Below are 14,805 nucleotides of genomic sequence, written 5' to 3'. Positions count from 1 at the left end.
GTTCGGGCCCGTCTGCACGACGGCCTGCGCTTCCATCGCCGCCGGTGCGCATGACCGCCTGCGCACAGTGTCAGACCGGTTTCACTCAAGCCCCGTAGAATGGCCGCTTTCCGGCGACAGGCCGGGGCACCGGAACGGTCATGATCCACAACGATGTACTGCGCAGCATCCGCTACATGCTCGACCTCAGCGACGACAAGGTGGTGGACATCACCCACCTGGCCGACCCCGAGTTCGCGCTCGACAAGCCGCAGGTACAGGCCTGGCTGAAGAAGGAAGACGAGCCGGGCTTTGAGCCCTGCACCGATGCGATGCTGGCGCGTTTTCTCGACGGCCTGGTGCTGCGCTTCCGCGGCCGCGACGAGAGCCAGCCGCCACGCCCGCTGGAAACCCGCGTCGGCAACAACCTGGTGTTGAAGAAGCTGCGCGTGGCCTTCGAATTGAAGGACGTCGACATGCACGCCATCTTCGCCAGCGCCGGTTTCCCGCTGTCCAAGCCGGAACTCTCCGCACTGTTTCGCCAACCCGGCCACAAGAATTTCCGCCCCTGCGGCGACCAGCTGCTGCGCGCCTTCCTCAAGGGCCTGACCGCCCGGATGCGCGAAGCGGGATGATCTTCAGCGCACGCGCTTGGCCGCTGGCGCTTGTCCAGCGGATGCCCTTTGTCGGCGCAAGAGCATGAGAACCGCACGCACGCTCTAAATCGCCACCACGGTACGAATGGCCATGCGCCATCCGTACCGTCGTCGTCAGATCACGCGTGACGGCGCCCAAAACGCAGCAGGTGCGATCAGCTGAAACGTCTGTTGCGGATCTGCTCGCGTTCTTGTTCGGTCATATCATCCATGTGGATGTAGTGGACGCCTTGTCCGCGCGGGGCACTGAGAAGCTGCGACTCGATGTCCTCCTGGTCGCCGTCGGGCGAGGAGATCAGACCCACGATGGTACCGTGCGGGGCAACCCGCCATAGCGCCACACGTTGGAAGACGCGCACCTGGTCGGTATCGGTCACTTGGGGATAGGTAGCGTACCAACCATCGGCAGGCAGGTAGCGATAAGAACCGTAGTCGTTCATAGCGTCTCTGGATTGGCGGAGTGGCCTGCCGATTGTGGAAAGACCTTGACCAAGTGGGATACGGGGATTTCCGATTTAGCGCTGCGATTACGTCTCTCGCACCCAATGTTTCGCTGCAGCGTGGAGCGTTTCGTGCGCTGTATCGTGGTGAGCCGGAACGCAGCGGGCTGCCGGCAGTTGCGCACAGGTCTCTGTCGCACTCTATGCAGCACAAACGTATCCTTCCCGCGCATGACCGACCCTGCTTTTCCGATCTCCCCGTTGTTGCCGCAAATTCGCGACAGTCTCGCTGCGCATCCGCGGCTGGTGCTGGAAGCCCCGCCCGGCGCCGGCAAGACCACCCAGGTGCCGCTGGCGTTGCTGGACGCGCCGTGGCTGGCCGGCCGCAGGATCGTGATGCTCGAACCGCGCCGCGTGGCGGCCCGCAGCGCGGCGCTGTTCATGGCGCGCCAGCTCGACGAGCCGGTCGGCGAAACGGTGGGGTACCGCATCCGCTTCGAGAACAAGACCTCCGCGCGCACCCGCATCGAAGTCGTCACCGAAGGCATCCTGACCCGGCTGATCCAGGACGACCCCATGCTGGAAAGCGTCGGCGCGCTGCTGTTCGACGAATTCCACGAACGCCATCTGGCCGGCGACCTGGGTCTGGCGCTGGCGCTGGATGTGCAGGCGCAGGTGCGCGATGACCTGCGCATCGTGGCGATGTCGGCCACGCTGGATGGCGAACGCCTGGCCGGCTTTCTGGAAGCGCCGCGGCTGAGCAGTGCCGGGCGCAGTTTCCCGGTGGAGATTGCGCACTTTCCGGCGCGCCGCGACGAAGCGCTGGAGCCGCAGACGCGGCGCGCGGTGGAGCACGCGTTGTCCACGCATCCCGGCGACGTGCTGGTGTTTTTGCCCGGCCAGCGCGAGATCGCGCGGGTGCATCGCGCACTGCAGGATGCGCTGGATCCGGCGGTGCAGGTGCTGCCGCTGCACGGCGAGCTGTCGGTGGAGGCGCAAAGCGAGGTACTGCAGCCCGACCCGCAAGGCCGCCGCCGCGTGGTGCTGGCCACCAACGTGGCCGAATCTTCGGTCACCTTGCCCGGCGTGCGCGTGGTGATCGACAGCGGGCTGGCGCGCGAGCCGCATTACGACCCCAACAGCGGGTTTTCGCGGCTGGACGTGGCCGCCATTGCGCAGGCTTCGGCCGACCAGCGCGCCGGCCGCGCCGGGCGTGTCGCCAGCGGCTGGGCCTACCGGCTGTGGCCGCAGTCGCAACGGCTGGAACCGCAGCGCCGTGCCGAGATCACCCAGGTGGAACTGGCCGGCCTGGCGCTGGAACTGGCCGCCTGGGGCAGCAGCGCACTGCGCTTTGTCGATGCGCCGCCCAGTGGCGCACTGGCCGCCGCGCACGAGCTGCTGCAGCGGCTGGGCGCGCTCACCGCAAGCGGCGGCATCACCACGCTCGGCCGGCGCATGCTCGCGCTGGGCACGCATCCACGCCTGGCGGCGATGCTGGCGCAGGCCGGCGATGCGCCGCGTGTGGCGCTGGCCTGCGACCTGGCCGCGCTGCTGGAAGCGCGCGACCCACTGCGCCAGGGTGGCGATGGGCTGGCCGCGCGTTGGCGGGCGCTGGCGGCATTTCGTCAGGGCCGCAGCGCGGCCGACGCCGATCGTGGCGGCCTGGCTGCCATCGACAGCGCCGCCAAACAATGGCGGCGCCGGCTGCGCTGCGACAGCGCCCCGCCATCCAGCGTGGAGGCGCACGCGCTCGGCGACCTGCTGTCGCACGCATTTCCCGATCGCATCGCCGCACGCCACCCGGCCGACCCGCTGCGCTACCTGCTCGCCAACGGCCGCAGCGCGCGCCTGTTCGACCATAGCGATCTGCGCGGCGAACCGTGGCTGGTGGCCAGCGAACTGCGCTATGAAGCCAAGGATGCGCTGTTGCTGCGCGCCGCGCCGGTGGATGAAGCCTACCTGCGTCGCAGCCTGCCCGAGCGCTTCGTGCAGCAGGACGTGGTGCAGTGGGACGCGGACAAACGGGCCCTGGTCGCCCGCCGCCAATCCAGCTTCGACCGCATCGTGCTCGACAGCCGCCCGGCCGGCCGCGTCGACCCGGCCCACGCCGCAGCCGCGCTCACCGACGCAGTGCGTCAACTCGGCCTGGACGCCCTGCCGTGGACAGAAAGCCTGCAGCAGTGGCGCGCCCGCGTGCAGTCGCTGCACAGATGGATGCCAGAGCTGGCGCTGCCTGATCTCTCCGATGCCGCACTGCTGGAGACGCTGGACACCTGGCTACGCCCGGCCTTCGCCGGCAAGACCCGCCTGGACGCGCTGGATGAGGCCAGCCTGGGCGAAGCACTGAAGAGCGCGCTGCCCTGGGAGCGCCGCCAGTGGATCGACCGCCATGCGCCCACCCGCATCAGCGTGCCTTCCGGCATGGAGCGCCCCATCAGCTATGCCCTCGACCACGCCGGCCAACCGCTACCGCCGGTGCTGGCGGTCAAACTGCAGGAACTGTTCGGCCTGGCCGAAACCCCACGCATCGCCGACGGCCGTATCCGGTTGACCTTGCACCTGCTGTCGCCCGGCGGGCGGCCGTTGCAGATGACCCAGGACTTGAAGAGTTTCTGGGCGAATACGTATCCGGACGTTAAAAAAGAGATGAAGGGGAGGTATCCGAGGCATCCGTGGCCGGATGATCCCTGGACAGCCGCAGCAACCCACAGAGCAAAACCACGCGGCACCTGAAACGCACAGACCCGCGGCGGCGGTGAAACAGACGGGCGCTCGAAATCTCCTGCGGCGCGGACAGCCGCCGCAACCCACAGAGCAAAGCCACGCGGCACCTGAAACGCATGGACCCGCGGCGGCGGTGAAACAGACAGGCGCTCGCAATCTCCTGCGGCGCGGACAGCTGCAGCAACCCACAGAGCAAAGCCACGCGGCACCTGAAACGCACAGACCCGCGGCGGCGGTGAAACAGAAGGGCGCTCGAAATCTCCTGCGGCGCGGACAGCTGCAGCAACCCACAGAGCAAAACCACGCGGCACCTGAACGCACGGACCCGCGGCGGCGGTGAAACAGGCGGGCACTCGGAATCCACCGCGGCGCACTACCTAACCGTAAGCCAAACGGCACCCGGTCCCGCTAACGCCGCCTATACGCATCAGCGCACAGACTGCAGATCACGTACTCAGAAAGGAAACGCCTCCGATGAGCAAGCTGACTGTGATCACCGAACGCGCCCTGGAGCGTGCCCTGGAACTGGCCGGCACTGCGGGCGACCAGCTGCGTCATGCCGCGTCCAATGCGGGCGATCAGGCACGCCACGCCGGCAGCAGCCTGCGTCATTTCGGACCGAGCGCAAGCGAATGGCTCAAGACCGGCGCCGCACTCGGCGCAGTGCGCACCGGCGGCAAGGCCGCCAGCAAACTGGTCAAGCGCAACCCGGCCGTGACGGTTGCCGCCGCGGTCGCAGGCCTGGGCCTGATCGGCTATGCGGTGTACCGCAAGCGTCAGCGTGACCAGCAGGTGCTCGGCGGCAATGTGCATCGTCTGGATCGCGAACATGCCAGCAATGCCAACGCACGCCGTGCGGCCTACCAGCGCCGCGGTGCAGTGACCCCGAGCGACGGCATCGAATAAGCCATCGCGCGAAGTCATGCATAAACGCCACGGCCTGATGCCGTGGCGTTTTTCGTTTGTGGCATGCATGTCTGCGTGCAGCGCAATGCACCGATGTCAGCGATTGAGGGGCCCACGCTGTGTGCCGTCTGCGTCAGATGATGGGACGACCATCGAACCCATCGAATAACGGTCGGCCATGCGTGGCTCAGGCGAAGCGGGAGACAAGAACAGGATCTGCCCGCTCACACGCTCCGGTCGTTGCGCCCGCTGGCGATGCGAACGTCCTGTCAGCGGCTACACGCGTTAACGCAATGCCACGCGTACCGCGCCCGCCACAGATGCCACACTTCAGCGCCGGCTCCGGCGCGGGCGCGCGCTGGCCGTGTCTTCAGCGCGCCACTGCCCAGGTGCAAGCGCGTCCAGCCGCCAATCGCCGATCGCCACGCGCACCAGGCGCAAGGTCGGCAAGCCCACCGCCGCGGTCATGCGCCGCACCTGACGGTTGCGGCCTTCGGTGATCTGCAGCTCCAGCCAGGCATCGGGCACGGTCTTGCGCACGCGCACCGGAGGATCGCGCGGCCACAGCTGCGGTGCCTGGTCGAGCATGCGCACTTGTGCCGGCCGGGTGGGTCCATCGTTGAGCACCACCCCGTCGCGCAACGCCTGCAGTTGTTCGGGCTGCGGCGCGCCCTCCACCTGGACCCAGTACGTCTTGGGCTGTTTGTGGCGCGGGTCGGTCAGCCGATGCGCCAATGCACCGTCGTCGGTCAGCAACAGCAAGCCTTCGCTGTCGTGGTCCAGACGGCCTGCGGCATACACATCGGGCGGCAAGCCGAATTCGGCCAGCGTGCGCTTGGGCGGCTGCGAGCGGTCGCTGAATTGCGAGAGCACACCGTAGGGTTTGTTCAACAACACCAACATTGCCAATCCTGTTGCGCGACGCGCTGCACATGCCCTAATGACGTCAAACATCTGCATGCCGACACGCGCAACGCGCCGGCATGCAGCCGGGCGTCAGCGCTTGACGAACTTCAAGGTCATGCGGTCGCTCTCGCCGATGGCCTGGTACTTGGCATCGTCGGCCTTGTCATGGCTGTTGCTAGGCGGCAGCGTCCACACACCGCCCGGGTAATCCTTGGTGTCGCGCGGGTTGGCGTTGACCTCGCTCTTGCCAACCAGGGTGAAACCGGCGGCTTCGGCCATTGCAATCACCTGTGCCTGGCCAACGTAGCCGCTCTTGTCGTCGGCCGGCACATCGGCCTTGGCGCGATGTTCGACCACGCCAAGCACGCCGCCGGGCTTGAGCACCTTGTAGAAGCCGGCGAACATCGCCTCGGCAGTGCCGGCCATGCGCCAGTTGTGCACGTTGCGAAAGGTCAGCACCAGGTCGGCGGAGTTGTCCACGCCAAAGGAAGGCGACTTGGGCACATACGACACGAGCGAGGGCTTGCCATACACCTCCGGCTTGGCATGGAACTTCTTCTCCAGCTCGTCGCGCGCACGCTGCGCATATTCGCGGCTGCGGCCTTCCGGTGCCGACGCCGGGTCGACCACCGCGGCCACGTACTTGCCCTTTTCGCGCAGGTACGGCGCCAGGATTTCCGAATACCAGCCGCCGCCGGGAGTAATTTCGATGACGGTCTGGGTCGGCTTGATGCCGAAGAACGCCAACGTCTGACCGGGATGGCGATACTGATCGCGCTGCACGTACACGCGGTCGCGCCAGTTGCCGTTGATGGCCGCCTGCAATGCGGCGTCGGGCGCGGGCAAGCTCGCGCTATCGGCAGGCTTCACCGCCATCGCCAGCGGCGCGCTCATCGCCACCACCACACCCATCACACATGCACAGGCCAGCTTGTTGCCGATCATCGCAGCACCCTCATCCGGGGAAAAAGTAGCGCGAGCCTAGCATGCGCTCCAGGGCCTGCCATGTGCCCGTCGTGCATTCGCACAAGGCCTGTTGCCGCGTCCCCCGTCGCCGACATGTTCAGATCCTGTGAGCTGCTGGGGACGATCGGCGGAACGCTGAATCCACGCAGATGTCACACGCAACATCGGTGTGCGTGACTATCCTGTTGCCAGTTCGAATCAGGAGCATCCAAGATGACCCAACCCCGCGCACTCGGCCGCTCCGGCCTGCAGGTTCAACCGATCGTCTTCGGCGGCAATGTGTTCGGCTGGAGCGCGGACGAGGCGACCTCGTTCGCCTTGCTCGATGCATTCGTGGATGCCGGCTTCAATCTCATCGATACGGCCGATGCTTACTCCGGCTGGGTACCGGGCAATCGCGGCGGCGAATCGGAAACCATCATCGGGCGCTGGCTTGCGCGCAGCGGCAAGCGCGACAAGGTGCTGATCGCCACCAAGGTCGCCAAGTGGAGCGAGCATCCCGGCCTGTCGCCGGACAACATCGCAGCAGCAGTGGAAGATTCGCTGACGCGTCTGCAGACCGATGTGATCGATCTGTACCAGGCGCACGAAGACGACGAATCGATTCCGCTGGAAGCCACGCTGGCGGCATTCGGCCGACTGATCGAGCAAGGCAAGGTGCGTGCGATCGGCGCGTCCAACTACAGCGCTGCGCGCCTGCGCGATGCGCTGGATATTTCCGAGCAGTACAAGCTGCCGCGCTACGAAAGCCTGCAGCCGGAATACAACCTGTACGACCGCGCCGGTTACGAAGCCGAGCTGGAGCCCCTCGTGCGCGAACGCGAGCTGGGCGTGATCAGCTATTACTCGCTGGCCAGCGGCTTTCTCACCGGCAAATATCGCAGCGCCGACGACGCCGGCAAGAGCAGCGCACGCGGTGCATCGGTGGTCAAGCAGTACGTCAACCCGCGTGGCCTGCGCATCCTGCAGGCGCTGGACGATCTGGCCGTGACGCACAATGCAACGCCTGCGCAGATTGCGCTGGCCTGGCTGATCGCACGCCCCGGCCTGACCGCGCCGATCGTCAGCGCCACCAGCGTGACCCAGTTGCACGATGTGCTTGCAGCCGCACGCGTGGCGCTCAGTGCCGATCAGATCGCGCAACTGGACAGCGCCAGCGCGCCGGAGTCATCGGCAACGCGCTAGTGCATCAGGGGGCATGTCGCGTTGTGTGCCGACCATGCACCCTGCTGCGCCTGTGACAGTACTCTCCCGCGCAGCCGCACAGCGGCCGTGCTCACCCGACCGCCCACGCGCGGACTGCCTACGAGCCATTCCCCATGACGTCCATCATCAACCGCCGCATCGTGCTGGCATCGCGCCCGCACGGAGAACCCAGCGCCGACAATTTCCGCATCGAAGAGGTCGCCGTCGAACCGACCGGCCACGACCAGATTCTGGTCCGCAATCGCTTCCTGTCGCTGGACCCGTATATGCGTGGCCGCATGGACGAAGGTCCCTCTTACGCCGCGCCAGTGGCCATCGATGCCGTGATGGAAGGCGGCACCGTCGGCGAAGTCATTGCGTCCAATCACGCCGACTATCAGCCTGGCGATCTGCTGGTGCTGCCCGGCGGCTGGCAGACGCATAGCCTGTTGACCCCCACGACACCCCTGCGCAAGCTGCCCAAGGACGACAGCCTGCCACTGAGCACCGCGCTCGGCGTCTATGGCATGCCCGGCTTTACCGCGTATGCGGGCCTGCATGAAATCGGCAAGCCACAGCCCGGCGAAACGCTGGTGGTCGCTGCCGCCAGCGGCCCGGTCGGCGCCACGGTGGCGCAGCTGGCACGCCTGCAGGGCCTGCGCGTGGTCGCCATTGCCGGTGGCGAAGAAAAAGTACGTTACCTGCGTGACACGCTGCAGGTGGACGTGGCGCTGGACCACCGCGCCGACGACTTTGCAGAGCAGTTGCGCGCCGCAACGCCGGACGGCATCGACATCTATTTCGAAAACGTTGGCGGCAAGGTGTTCGATGCGGTGCTGCCGCAGCTCAACGACTTTGCACGCATCCCGGTCTGCGGCGTGATCGCGACCTACAACAGCCGCGGGCAAGCCCACCCCGGCCCGGATCGCCTGCCCGACTTCATGGGCCAGGTGCTGCGCAAACGCCTGACGGTGCGCGGCTTCATCCAGCACGATTTCATCCGCCTGATGCCTGCCTTCCTGCGCGAAATGGGCCAGTGGCTGCGCGAAGACAAAATTCAGTACCGCGAGCACGTGCTGCACGGCCTGGACAGCGCCCCGCAGGGCCTGATCGACGTGTTGCGCGGCAAGAACTTCGGCAAGGCCGTGGTCGCTCTGGACTAACGGCATTCGTCGTGCCTCTCTACGCCCCTTCGCGCTTGCGATTTTCCATTCCCAAGCAACCCAATGCGCGGCGGCGCCAGCGCCAATCATTCGTGATCCCACACACGACTTCGGCGAACCAGCAACGTTCGCCGAGCACCTTGCCACACTGGATGCGGGGTTCAATGATCGGAGAGCGACATGGGACTATGCATTTCAAAGCCGGCGATGTCTGGGTCGAGCGTGGCAGCGTCACCTGAGCATCCCGAAAGCCCTGCCTCAGAGCAGGTCACCGCCCCCGCGCCTTTACCCGAGCCATCGGTGCCGCCTAGCCTGCAGGGCTTGGCGAGACTCGGCGCTGCCCGTGCGAGGCGGAGGCGCTCCGGGAAACCGACCCTGCAGCCGCACGAAGTCCAGCAGGCCGCCTACCAACTCGGAATGCGCCTCAGCGGCAGGCCCATTGAAGACGTTCGCGACCGTCAACGCCTGGCCGACGCGACGGCAACCGTGCACGAGACACGGCTGGCCTTGCATCATGGACGAGGCAATATCGAGAGCGATTTTCGGCTCAGCAATGGGCGCAGCTCCACCTGTAGTTACCTGTCTTACAGTTTCCTGTCTTACTGGCCCGGGAAACATGACATCAATTTGATGGCAGGTTGCGCGCTGGCTGTCAGCGCAGGCAATTGTGACCAAAACGCAGCGATCAACACACGCCGGCATGCGGCCCGCATGGAGGGTGGCGGGCAGATAACCAACGTCTGTGACCAAGCGTGCGCCCACATGTACGCGCTGTACCAGCCTCCAGGCTCGGCAGAGGCCCAAGACTCGGCCGTCGTTCTCGACTCGTGGTCCGATGGTCCGGCGGTTCTACTCAGGGATTCGCGCTGGGCCGGCACATACCACCGCACATCCACCTATCCGATTGAGCGCTTCGACAAGCCGGGTGCAATCGATGCGCTGGCCAGGACCCGCGCATTGCAAGCCGAAATCGAGGATCCGCAAACCGAGTTCCATGCACATCTGCGCGGCGTAGAGAGCGTCGTTCGCACCCCGCCCGTACCTCGCAAGATCTATGCCTCAACTCCGGTCATCGCCCCCGACCTGGTCCAAAGTACGCGCCAGAGGCTGCAAGAGTTATCGCCGCGGACGCGTAAGGCGCTGGCCGCCGATGCGGCGCGGCAAGCCTACGGACTGGATGACGCACAGCCCATCTCGCCGCGCACGACGACAGCGATCCTGAAAGATGCAGCGCGCCTGGATGCCTTGGGTCGCCCGCCCTTGAGTTGGGCGCCAACTTCTCACACACGGCTGAAGCGTTTTGTCACCAATGCCCGAACCAATGCAAGGCAGGCTTTCTGGTATCGACGCGGGTGGCGCCCGCCTGTTGTGGGAGCGAGATGAACGTCATTCGATTCAGACGAGCAGCTGCCTGATCATTTTCATCGCTGCCCTGATAGGCCGGTGGCGGCCCGCCGGACTCACGTGCTGCGCAAGACATTGGTGGCAGACGGTGGAATGCGGCTGCGCCGCACGGCAGCCTCAGGGCAAGACCACGCCGTCATGCACCATCGTGCAGAAAAACCTGGGGTTGAAGATGATCCGGTGATGCCGCTCGGTCGCGCGCCCGTTCTGCCGGCCGCGCAAGCGTCGACTGCTACGTGCAAGACACTCACGATTACGAGGGTGCGGCCCGATCGCCGCTAGTTCAACGGCCCGATTGCCATCGCCTGGCGGTCGATGCGGTGCTTTTCGGCAAGCGCCTGCATGCCTTGCAGGGTCGAGGCGATCAGGCTCGCGTAACGCAATCGCCACAGGGTGGCGCGGTCGTTGTCGTCGTGCGTGCTGCCCAGGCCGTCGAGCACCTGCGGCAGACGGCGGTCGGCAAGCGCCGACGCGGCCAGGTAGGGCTTTGCGGGAGCGATGACATCCACCGGCTCGCGCCAGTCGGTGGCCACCTGCCGGGCGATGCCGGCCAGATGCGAAAGCTGGTGCATGCCGATCAGCGTCTCGTGCAGCATCTCGCGGCATGCCCATTGCCACAGCGCCACCTTTTCCGACGGGTCCTGGGCAATCTCGGTAAGCGCCAGGTCTACCTTTTCGATGCGTGGGTCGAGCATTGCGTGGCTCCGATGCTGCTGTGCAACATAATTCACACCATCAGCCGTGAGAATCAAGTGAGCGCGTCGTTTGAATGCCGTCAGTGCGCCGATGCTCGACCGGGTTCACGCTTCGCTGCAACCGCCTATCGACGCGCACTGGCGGCACCCTGACTTCCTTCCCATGGCGGCGCCCTGCACCGTGCGCAATGCTGAAGGCCCGATTCCAAGGCCACCGCATGCGCAGCACCGTGTTTTTCGCACCGTTGTGGCTGCTGGTGGCCTGCGCCGCACAGGCCCAGACCGCAGCGCCGCGGCTGTCCTCGCAGCAATGCACTGTCAGCACCTCCTACGACGTGCTCGCAGATACCGGCGGTATCTGGCTGCGCCGCAAACAGGGCCTGCCGCGCGAGATCTTTTTCCACGGTGGCGAGCTCAACGTGGACCGCCAACCACAGCCGGTCAGCGCCGCCGACGCGCAACGCCTGCGCGAGCTGGAGCAAGGCACGCGCACGTTGATGCCGGCGGTGGCGTCGCTTGCCCAGTCGGTGGTTGACATCACGTTCGATGCGCTCAATGGCGTGGTGCACGTGCTGTCCGGCAGCGAGCGCCAGCAGCGCAAGGTCGAGCAGCTGCGCGCAGCCGCACGCGCGCAGGTCGATGGCAGCCTCGGGCGTGGACGGTGGGAGCAAGCGTTGTTCGACGAACGCTTTGAAGCCAACGTCGAACATGCCGCCGAGGAGCTGGCCGGCAGCCTCACCCGCAGCATGATGTGGACGGTGATGAGCGGACGCGCTGCGCAGATGGAACGCCGTGGTGCGGACCTGGATGCGCAGATGCAGCAGCAGATGCAGGGCCGCAGCGACGCGCTCCAGGCGCAGGCCCGCACCCTGTGCGTGCGGGCGCAAGCGCTCTACGCCGTGCAGCAAGCGCTGGAGTACCGCTTCAACGGCGAGCGCCTGCAGATGCTGGAGCTCAACGCGCACCCGCAGCCGGCGGATGTCGTGGCTTCCACTGGCGTGGCGGCTACGGCGAGGCGCTAAGCAGCGTATCGCCTTGCGCACGTCTGCTCGATGCGCTTGCCGTGCGTCACGGTGCGTACGCCGCGCGTCGCATGCCATGACAGGCGACGCCGAAGTGCCCGCTGGCGCGTCATCGCCGGGCAACGCGTGCGCGAACCCGCAATCTTCTCAAGCCACAACGCACAACGGCCCGACGCATGCGCCGGGCCGTCGTTGAAACCGTGACACGCACTGCGCATCACGGCCAGGCCTGCATTACGCCAGGGTCAGGGTGACGTCGATATTGCCGCGGGTTGCGTTGGAGTACGGGCAAACCTGGTGCGCCTTGTCGACCAGCGCCTGCAGGTCGGCCTTGTCCATGCCCGGCACGGCGATACGCAGTTCCACGACGATGCCGAAGCCGCCCGGAATCTGTCCGATGCCCACGCTGCTGTCGATGCTCACTTCGCCCGGCAGCTTGAGCTTGTCCTGTGCGGCCACGGCCTTCATCGCACCGATGAAACAGGCAGCGTAACCGGCTGCGAACAGCTGCTCCGGATTGGTACCGTCGCCGCCGGCGCCGCCTAGCTCGCGCGGGGTGGACAGCTTGGCGTCCAGCGCCTTGTCCGAGGACACGGCACGGCCTTCGCGGCCGCCGGTGGCAGTGGCGTGGGCGGTGTAGAGGACTTTTTCAGGTGAGGCCATGGTGGTTCTCCAGGGTGAGCGCGAGGGGCGCATGAGGGTTCAATAGTTGACGATTGAATCGTGTACGACGCGTTGCAAAACAGTGGACATGCCGGAAGCTCACCCGGCGCCAAGGCTGGAGCGTAGCTTCTCCAGTTCCTGCTTGAGTTGACGCAGTTCGTCCAACGAACAGGCCGACGCACAAAACACCTGTTCCGGTACCGCGCCCGCCTTGCTGCGCAACGCACGGCCGGTCTCGGTCAACGCGATGATGACCTGGCGCTCGTCGTTGGCCGCACGCGTGCGGGTCACCAACCCGGCCGCCTGCAGGCGCTTGAGCAACGGCGTGAGCGTGGCCGAATCCAGGTACAGGCGCTCGCCGATCTCCGACACGCTGCGTTCATCGGTCTCCCACAGCACCAGCATGACCAGGTACTGCGGGTAGGTCAGGTCCAGCGCCTTCAGCAAGCCGCGGTAGAGCTTGTGCATCGCCAGGTTGGCCGAATACAACGCAAAGCACAGCTGGTTGTCGAGCTGCAGCAGCGCATCGGTGCGGGCAGTGGTGGCCGTGGCGGTGTCCATGGGGCGCAATTTACATAGTGTACAATCTAATTGCAAGCGATTTTTTGGGATGTTCTCTGCGGCTTGGCTCCGTAGGGGACCATCGGCCATTGCGACCAGAACTTCGGACGCTGGCTGGGAGCTGGGGCCTTCGCAGTAGCGCTGCAGGATCAGGCGCTGTGGCAGGGATGCCACAGCCGCGCGTGACATGGCGGCGGCACGTATCACGATCGCCGGATGCGCACGGCATCACCTGGGGCGCCTCATCGGCTCCACGAAGGAATTGAAGGACGTACCAGCAACAACCCGACTATCGTCGTCAACCGCAGTTGAGCGGTCACGCTGCCGGCAGTGCAGTGCCACCACCGCACATGCACGGCAGTGGCAATCGCACAGGTCATCGCCTATCCGATGACCGACTCACGCGCGATGCGCCGTTGCCAGATACTCCGCGCTCTGCATTTCGATCAGGCGCGAAGCGGTGCGCTCGAATGCACCGGCCAGGCGCTGGCCGCTGTATAGGGCCGGCGGTGCGTCTTGCGCGGTGCAGACCAGATTGACATGGCGGTCGTACAGCTCGTCGATCAGGTTGACGAAGCGGCGCGCGGCGTCTTCGTTCATGCGGTCGAAGTGCGGAATACCGCCCAGCAACACGGTGGTGAACTCGCGCGCAATCTCGATGTAGTCGCTGGGTCCGCGCGGGCCTTCGCACAGCGCAGCAAAATCGAACCAGGCGATGCTCTTGCCGCGTGCGCGCACCGGAATCTTGCGCGCCTCGATTTCGATATTGCCGGCACGCGCCTCGGCGTTGCCGCTCAACTCGGGCCACCGCTGCGCAAGCCAATCGTCGGCCTGCGCATCCAACGGCGCGCGATACACCGGCGAACGCGTCAGCGCGCGCATGCGGTAATCCTCGGTGCCTTCGGCGTAGAGCTCCACGCAGAACTTCTGCAGCAACCCGATCGCCGGCATGAAACTGTCGCGCTGCAAGCCGTTGGCATAGAGGTTTTCCGGCGCGGTGTTGGACGTGGTCACCAGCGTCACGCCTTCGGCGAACAGGCGTTCGAGCAAACGTGCCAGCAGCATCGCATCGCCGATATCGGTAACGAAGAATTCGTCCAGCACCAGCACGCGCAGGTTCTCGCGCCACTGCTGGGCGATGCGTGCCAGCGGATCGCTTTGCCCGGCGTGCTCGCGCAACTGCTCGTGCACGCCGCGCATGAAGCGGTGGAAGTGGGTGCGGTATTTCTGCTTGATCGGCAGGCCGTCGTAGAACAGATCGACCAGAAAGGTCTTGCCGCGCCCGACACCGCCCCAGAAGTACAAGCCGCGTACCGGCTCGGGCTTTTTCCAGAACGCCGACAGCCGGTCCAGCCAACCATCTTGCGCGCTGTCCACCAGCGCCTCGTGGATGCGGTCCAGCTCGGCCAAGGCCGCCTGCTGCGCAGGGTCGGCGCGCCAGTCGCCGCGTTGTACGCCGGCGGCGTAGCGCTGCGACGGGGTCATCTCACTCATTGCATTCTCCGCGGGCCGCCGGCTGTTGCGCGGACCGCTCA

The 14,805-nt window shown here is 66.0% G+C and carries 14 protein-coding genes; 7 read left to right on the top strand and 7 right to left on the bottom strand.

From position 1 onward, the window contains the following. Positions 1-140 precede the first annotated feature (140 nt). Positions 141-614, top strand: a complete 474-nt coding sequence (locus HLH45_RS06150) for a YehS family protein (protein ID WP_003489391.1) — start codon at positions 141-143, stop codon at positions 612-614. Between the two features lie 176 nt (positions 615-790). Here the strand turns inward: HLH45_RS06150 and HLH45_RS06145 are convergent, their stop codons facing one another. Then, positions 791-1,075, bottom strand: a complete 285-nt coding sequence (locus tag HLH45_RS06145) for a hypothetical protein (protein WP_008572328.1) — start codon at positions 1,073-1,075, stop codon at positions 791-793. 231 nt (positions 1,076-1,306) lie between these two features. Between HLH45_RS06145 and hrpB the strand changes: the two genes are divergently transcribed. Both hrpB and HLH45_RS06135 read left to right on the top strand, forming a co-directional pair. Beyond that, positions 1,307-3,808 (top strand): ATP-dependent helicase HrpB, encoded by a 2,502-nt coding sequence (gene hrpB, locus HLH45_RS06140; protein WP_008572326.1) that lies wholly within the window; start codon positions 1,307-1,309, stop codon positions 3,806-3,808. A gap of 465 nt (positions 3,809-4,273) precedes the next feature. Next, positions 4,274-4,705 carry a hypothetical protein gene (locus HLH45_RS06135; RefSeq protein ID WP_008572324.1) on the top strand — a complete coding sequence of 144 codons (432 nt, stop codon included), beginning with the start codon at positions 4,274-4,276 and terminating at the stop codon, positions 4,703-4,705. Between the two features lie 330 nt (positions 4,706-5,035). Here the strand turns inward: HLH45_RS06135 and HLH45_RS06130 are convergent, their stop codons facing one another. Both HLH45_RS06130 and HLH45_RS06125 read right to left on the bottom strand, forming a co-directional pair. Continuing rightward, positions 5,036-5,608 carry a pseudouridine synthase gene (locus tag HLH45_RS06130; protein WP_008572323.1) on the bottom strand — a complete coding sequence of 191 codons (573 nt, stop codon included), beginning with the start codon at positions 5,606-5,608 and terminating at the stop codon, positions 5,036-5,038. 93 nt (positions 5,609-5,701) lie between these two features. Then, the gene (locus HLH45_RS06125) at positions 5,702-6,556 is read right to left on the bottom strand and encodes a class I SAM-dependent methyltransferase (RefSeq protein WP_008572322.1); all 855 of its coding nucleotides are present in this window, start codon (positions 6,554-6,556) and stop codon (positions 5,702-5,704) included. Positions 6,557-6,790: 234 nt separating this feature from the next. Here HLH45_RS06125 and HLH45_RS06120 point away from each other — a divergent pair, with 234 nt between their 5' ends. From HLH45_RS06120 to xopE, 3 genes are all read left to right on the top strand, one after another. Then, complete coding sequence (locus tag HLH45_RS06120; protein WP_008572321.1) at positions 6,791-7,762, top strand: aldo/keto reductase; 972 nt, start codon at positions 6,791-6,793, stop codon at positions 7,760-7,762. A gap of 134 nt (positions 7,763-7,896) precedes the next feature. Beyond that, positions 7,897-8,925 (top strand): NADPH-dependent curcumin/dihydrocurcumin reductase, encoded by a 1,029-nt coding sequence (locus HLH45_RS06115; protein WP_008572320.1) that lies wholly within the window; start codon positions 7,897-7,899, stop codon positions 8,923-8,925. Between the two features lie 180 nt (positions 8,926-9,105). Continuing rightward, the gene (gene xopE / locus HLH45_RS06110) at positions 9,106-10,308 is read left to right on the top strand and encodes a XopE/AvrPphe family type III secretion system effector (RefSeq protein WP_008572319.1); all 1,203 of its coding nucleotides are present in this window, start codon (positions 9,106-9,108) and stop codon (positions 10,306-10,308) included. Between the two features lie 299 nt (positions 10,309-10,607). On the opposite strand, the gene HLH45_RS06105 is transcribed toward xopE, so the two are convergent. Continuing rightward, positions 10,608-11,024, bottom strand: a complete 417-nt coding sequence (locus HLH45_RS06105) for a hypothetical protein (protein WP_008572318.1) — start codon at positions 11,022-11,024, stop codon at positions 10,608-10,610. Positions 11,025-11,242: 218 nt separating this feature from the next. On the opposite strand from HLH45_RS06105, the gene HLH45_RS06100 reads away from it, so the two are divergent. Beyond that, positions 11,243-12,046 carry a DUF2884 family protein gene (locus HLH45_RS06100; protein WP_033478646.1) on the top strand — a complete coding sequence of 268 codons (804 nt, stop codon included), beginning with the start codon at positions 11,243-11,245 and terminating at the stop codon, positions 12,044-12,046. A gap of 234 nt (positions 12,047-12,280) precedes the next feature. Here the strand turns inward: HLH45_RS06100 and HLH45_RS06095 are convergent, their stop codons facing one another. The 3 genes from HLH45_RS06095 to zapE form a co-directional block, all read right to left on the bottom strand. Beyond that, on the bottom strand, positions 12,281-12,709 hold the full coding sequence (locus HLH45_RS06095) for an organic hydroperoxide resistance protein (protein ID WP_008572311.1): 429 nt from the start codon (positions 12,707-12,709) through the stop codon (positions 12,281-12,283). A gap of 99 nt (positions 12,710-12,808) precedes the next feature. Further along, positions 12,809-13,270, bottom strand: a complete 462-nt coding sequence (locus tag HLH45_RS06090) for a MarR family winged helix-turn-helix transcriptional regulator (RefSeq protein ID WP_005912321.1) — start codon at positions 13,268-13,270, stop codon at positions 12,809-12,811. Between the two features lie 399 nt (positions 13,271-13,669). Beyond that, positions 13,670-14,764 (bottom strand): cell division protein ZapE, encoded by a 1,095-nt coding sequence (gene zapE, locus HLH45_RS06085; protein WP_033478637.1) that lies wholly within the window; start codon positions 14,762-14,764, stop codon positions 13,670-13,672. Positions 14,765-14,805: the final 41 nt, after the last annotated feature.

It is taken from the genome of Xanthomonas euvesicatoria (assembly GCF_013112235.1).
Classification (GTDB): domain Bacteria; phylum Pseudomonadota; class Gammaproteobacteria; order Xanthomonadales; family Xanthomonadaceae; genus Xanthomonas; species Xanthomonas euvesicatoria.
The sequence above is the reverse complement of the archived record's forward strand: the minus strand, read 5'-3'. Positions and strand labels throughout refer to the sequence as shown.

What these genes read in the sequence shown, in the direction of transcription:
- HLH45_RS06150 (WP_003489391.1), top strand. Translation starts at nt 141, where the DNA reads ATGATCCACAACGATGTACTGCGCAGCATCCGCTACATGCTCGACCTC.
- HLH45_RS06145 (WP_008572328.1), bottom strand. Translation starts at nt 1,075, where the DNA reads ATGAACGACTACGGTTCTTATCGCTACCTGCCTGCCGATGGTTGGTAC.
- hrpB (WP_008572326.1), top strand. Translation starts at nt 1,307, where the DNA reads ATGACCGACCCTGCTTTTCCGATCTCCCCGTTGTTGCCGCAAATTCGC.
- HLH45_RS06135 (WP_008572324.1), top strand. Translation starts at nt 4,274, where the DNA reads ATGAGCAAGCTGACTGTGATCACCGAACGCGCCCTGGAGCGTGCCCTG.
- HLH45_RS06130 (WP_008572323.1), bottom strand. Translation starts at nt 5,608, where the DNA reads ATGTTGGTGTTGTTGAACAAACCCTACGGTGTGCTCTCGCAATTCAGC.
- HLH45_RS06125 (WP_008572322.1), bottom strand. Translation starts at nt 6,556, where the DNA reads ATGATCGGCAACAAGCTGGCCTGTGCATGTGTGATGGGTGTGGTGGTG.
- HLH45_RS06120 (WP_008572321.1), top strand. Translation starts at nt 6,791, where the DNA reads ATGACCCAACCCCGCGCACTCGGCCGCTCCGGCCTGCAGGTTCAACCG.
- HLH45_RS06115 (WP_008572320.1), top strand. Translation starts at nt 7,897, where the DNA reads ATGACGTCCATCATCAACCGCCGCATCGTGCTGGCATCGCGCCCGCAC.
- xopE (WP_008572319.1), top strand. Translation starts at nt 9,106, where the DNA reads ATGGGACTATGCATTTCAAAGCCGGCGATGTCTGGGTCGAGCGTGGCA.
- HLH45_RS06105 (WP_008572318.1), bottom strand. Translation starts at nt 11,024, where the DNA reads ATGCTCGACCCACGCATCGAAAAGGTAGACCTGGCGCTTACCGAGATT.
- HLH45_RS06100 (WP_033478646.1), top strand. Translation starts at nt 11,243, where the DNA reads ATGCGCAGCACCGTGTTTTTCGCACCGTTGTGGCTGCTGGTGGCCTGC.
- HLH45_RS06095 (WP_008572311.1), bottom strand. Translation starts at nt 12,709, where the DNA reads ATGGCCTCACCTGAAAAAGTCCTCTACACCGCCCACGCCACTGCCACC.
- HLH45_RS06090 (WP_005912321.1), bottom strand. Translation starts at nt 13,270, where the DNA reads ATGGACACCGCCACGGCCACCACTGCCCGCACCGATGCGCTGCTGCAG.
- zapE (WP_033478637.1), bottom strand. Translation starts at nt 14,764, where the DNA reads ATGAGTGAGATGACCCCGTCGCAGCGCTACGCCGCCGGCGTACAACGC.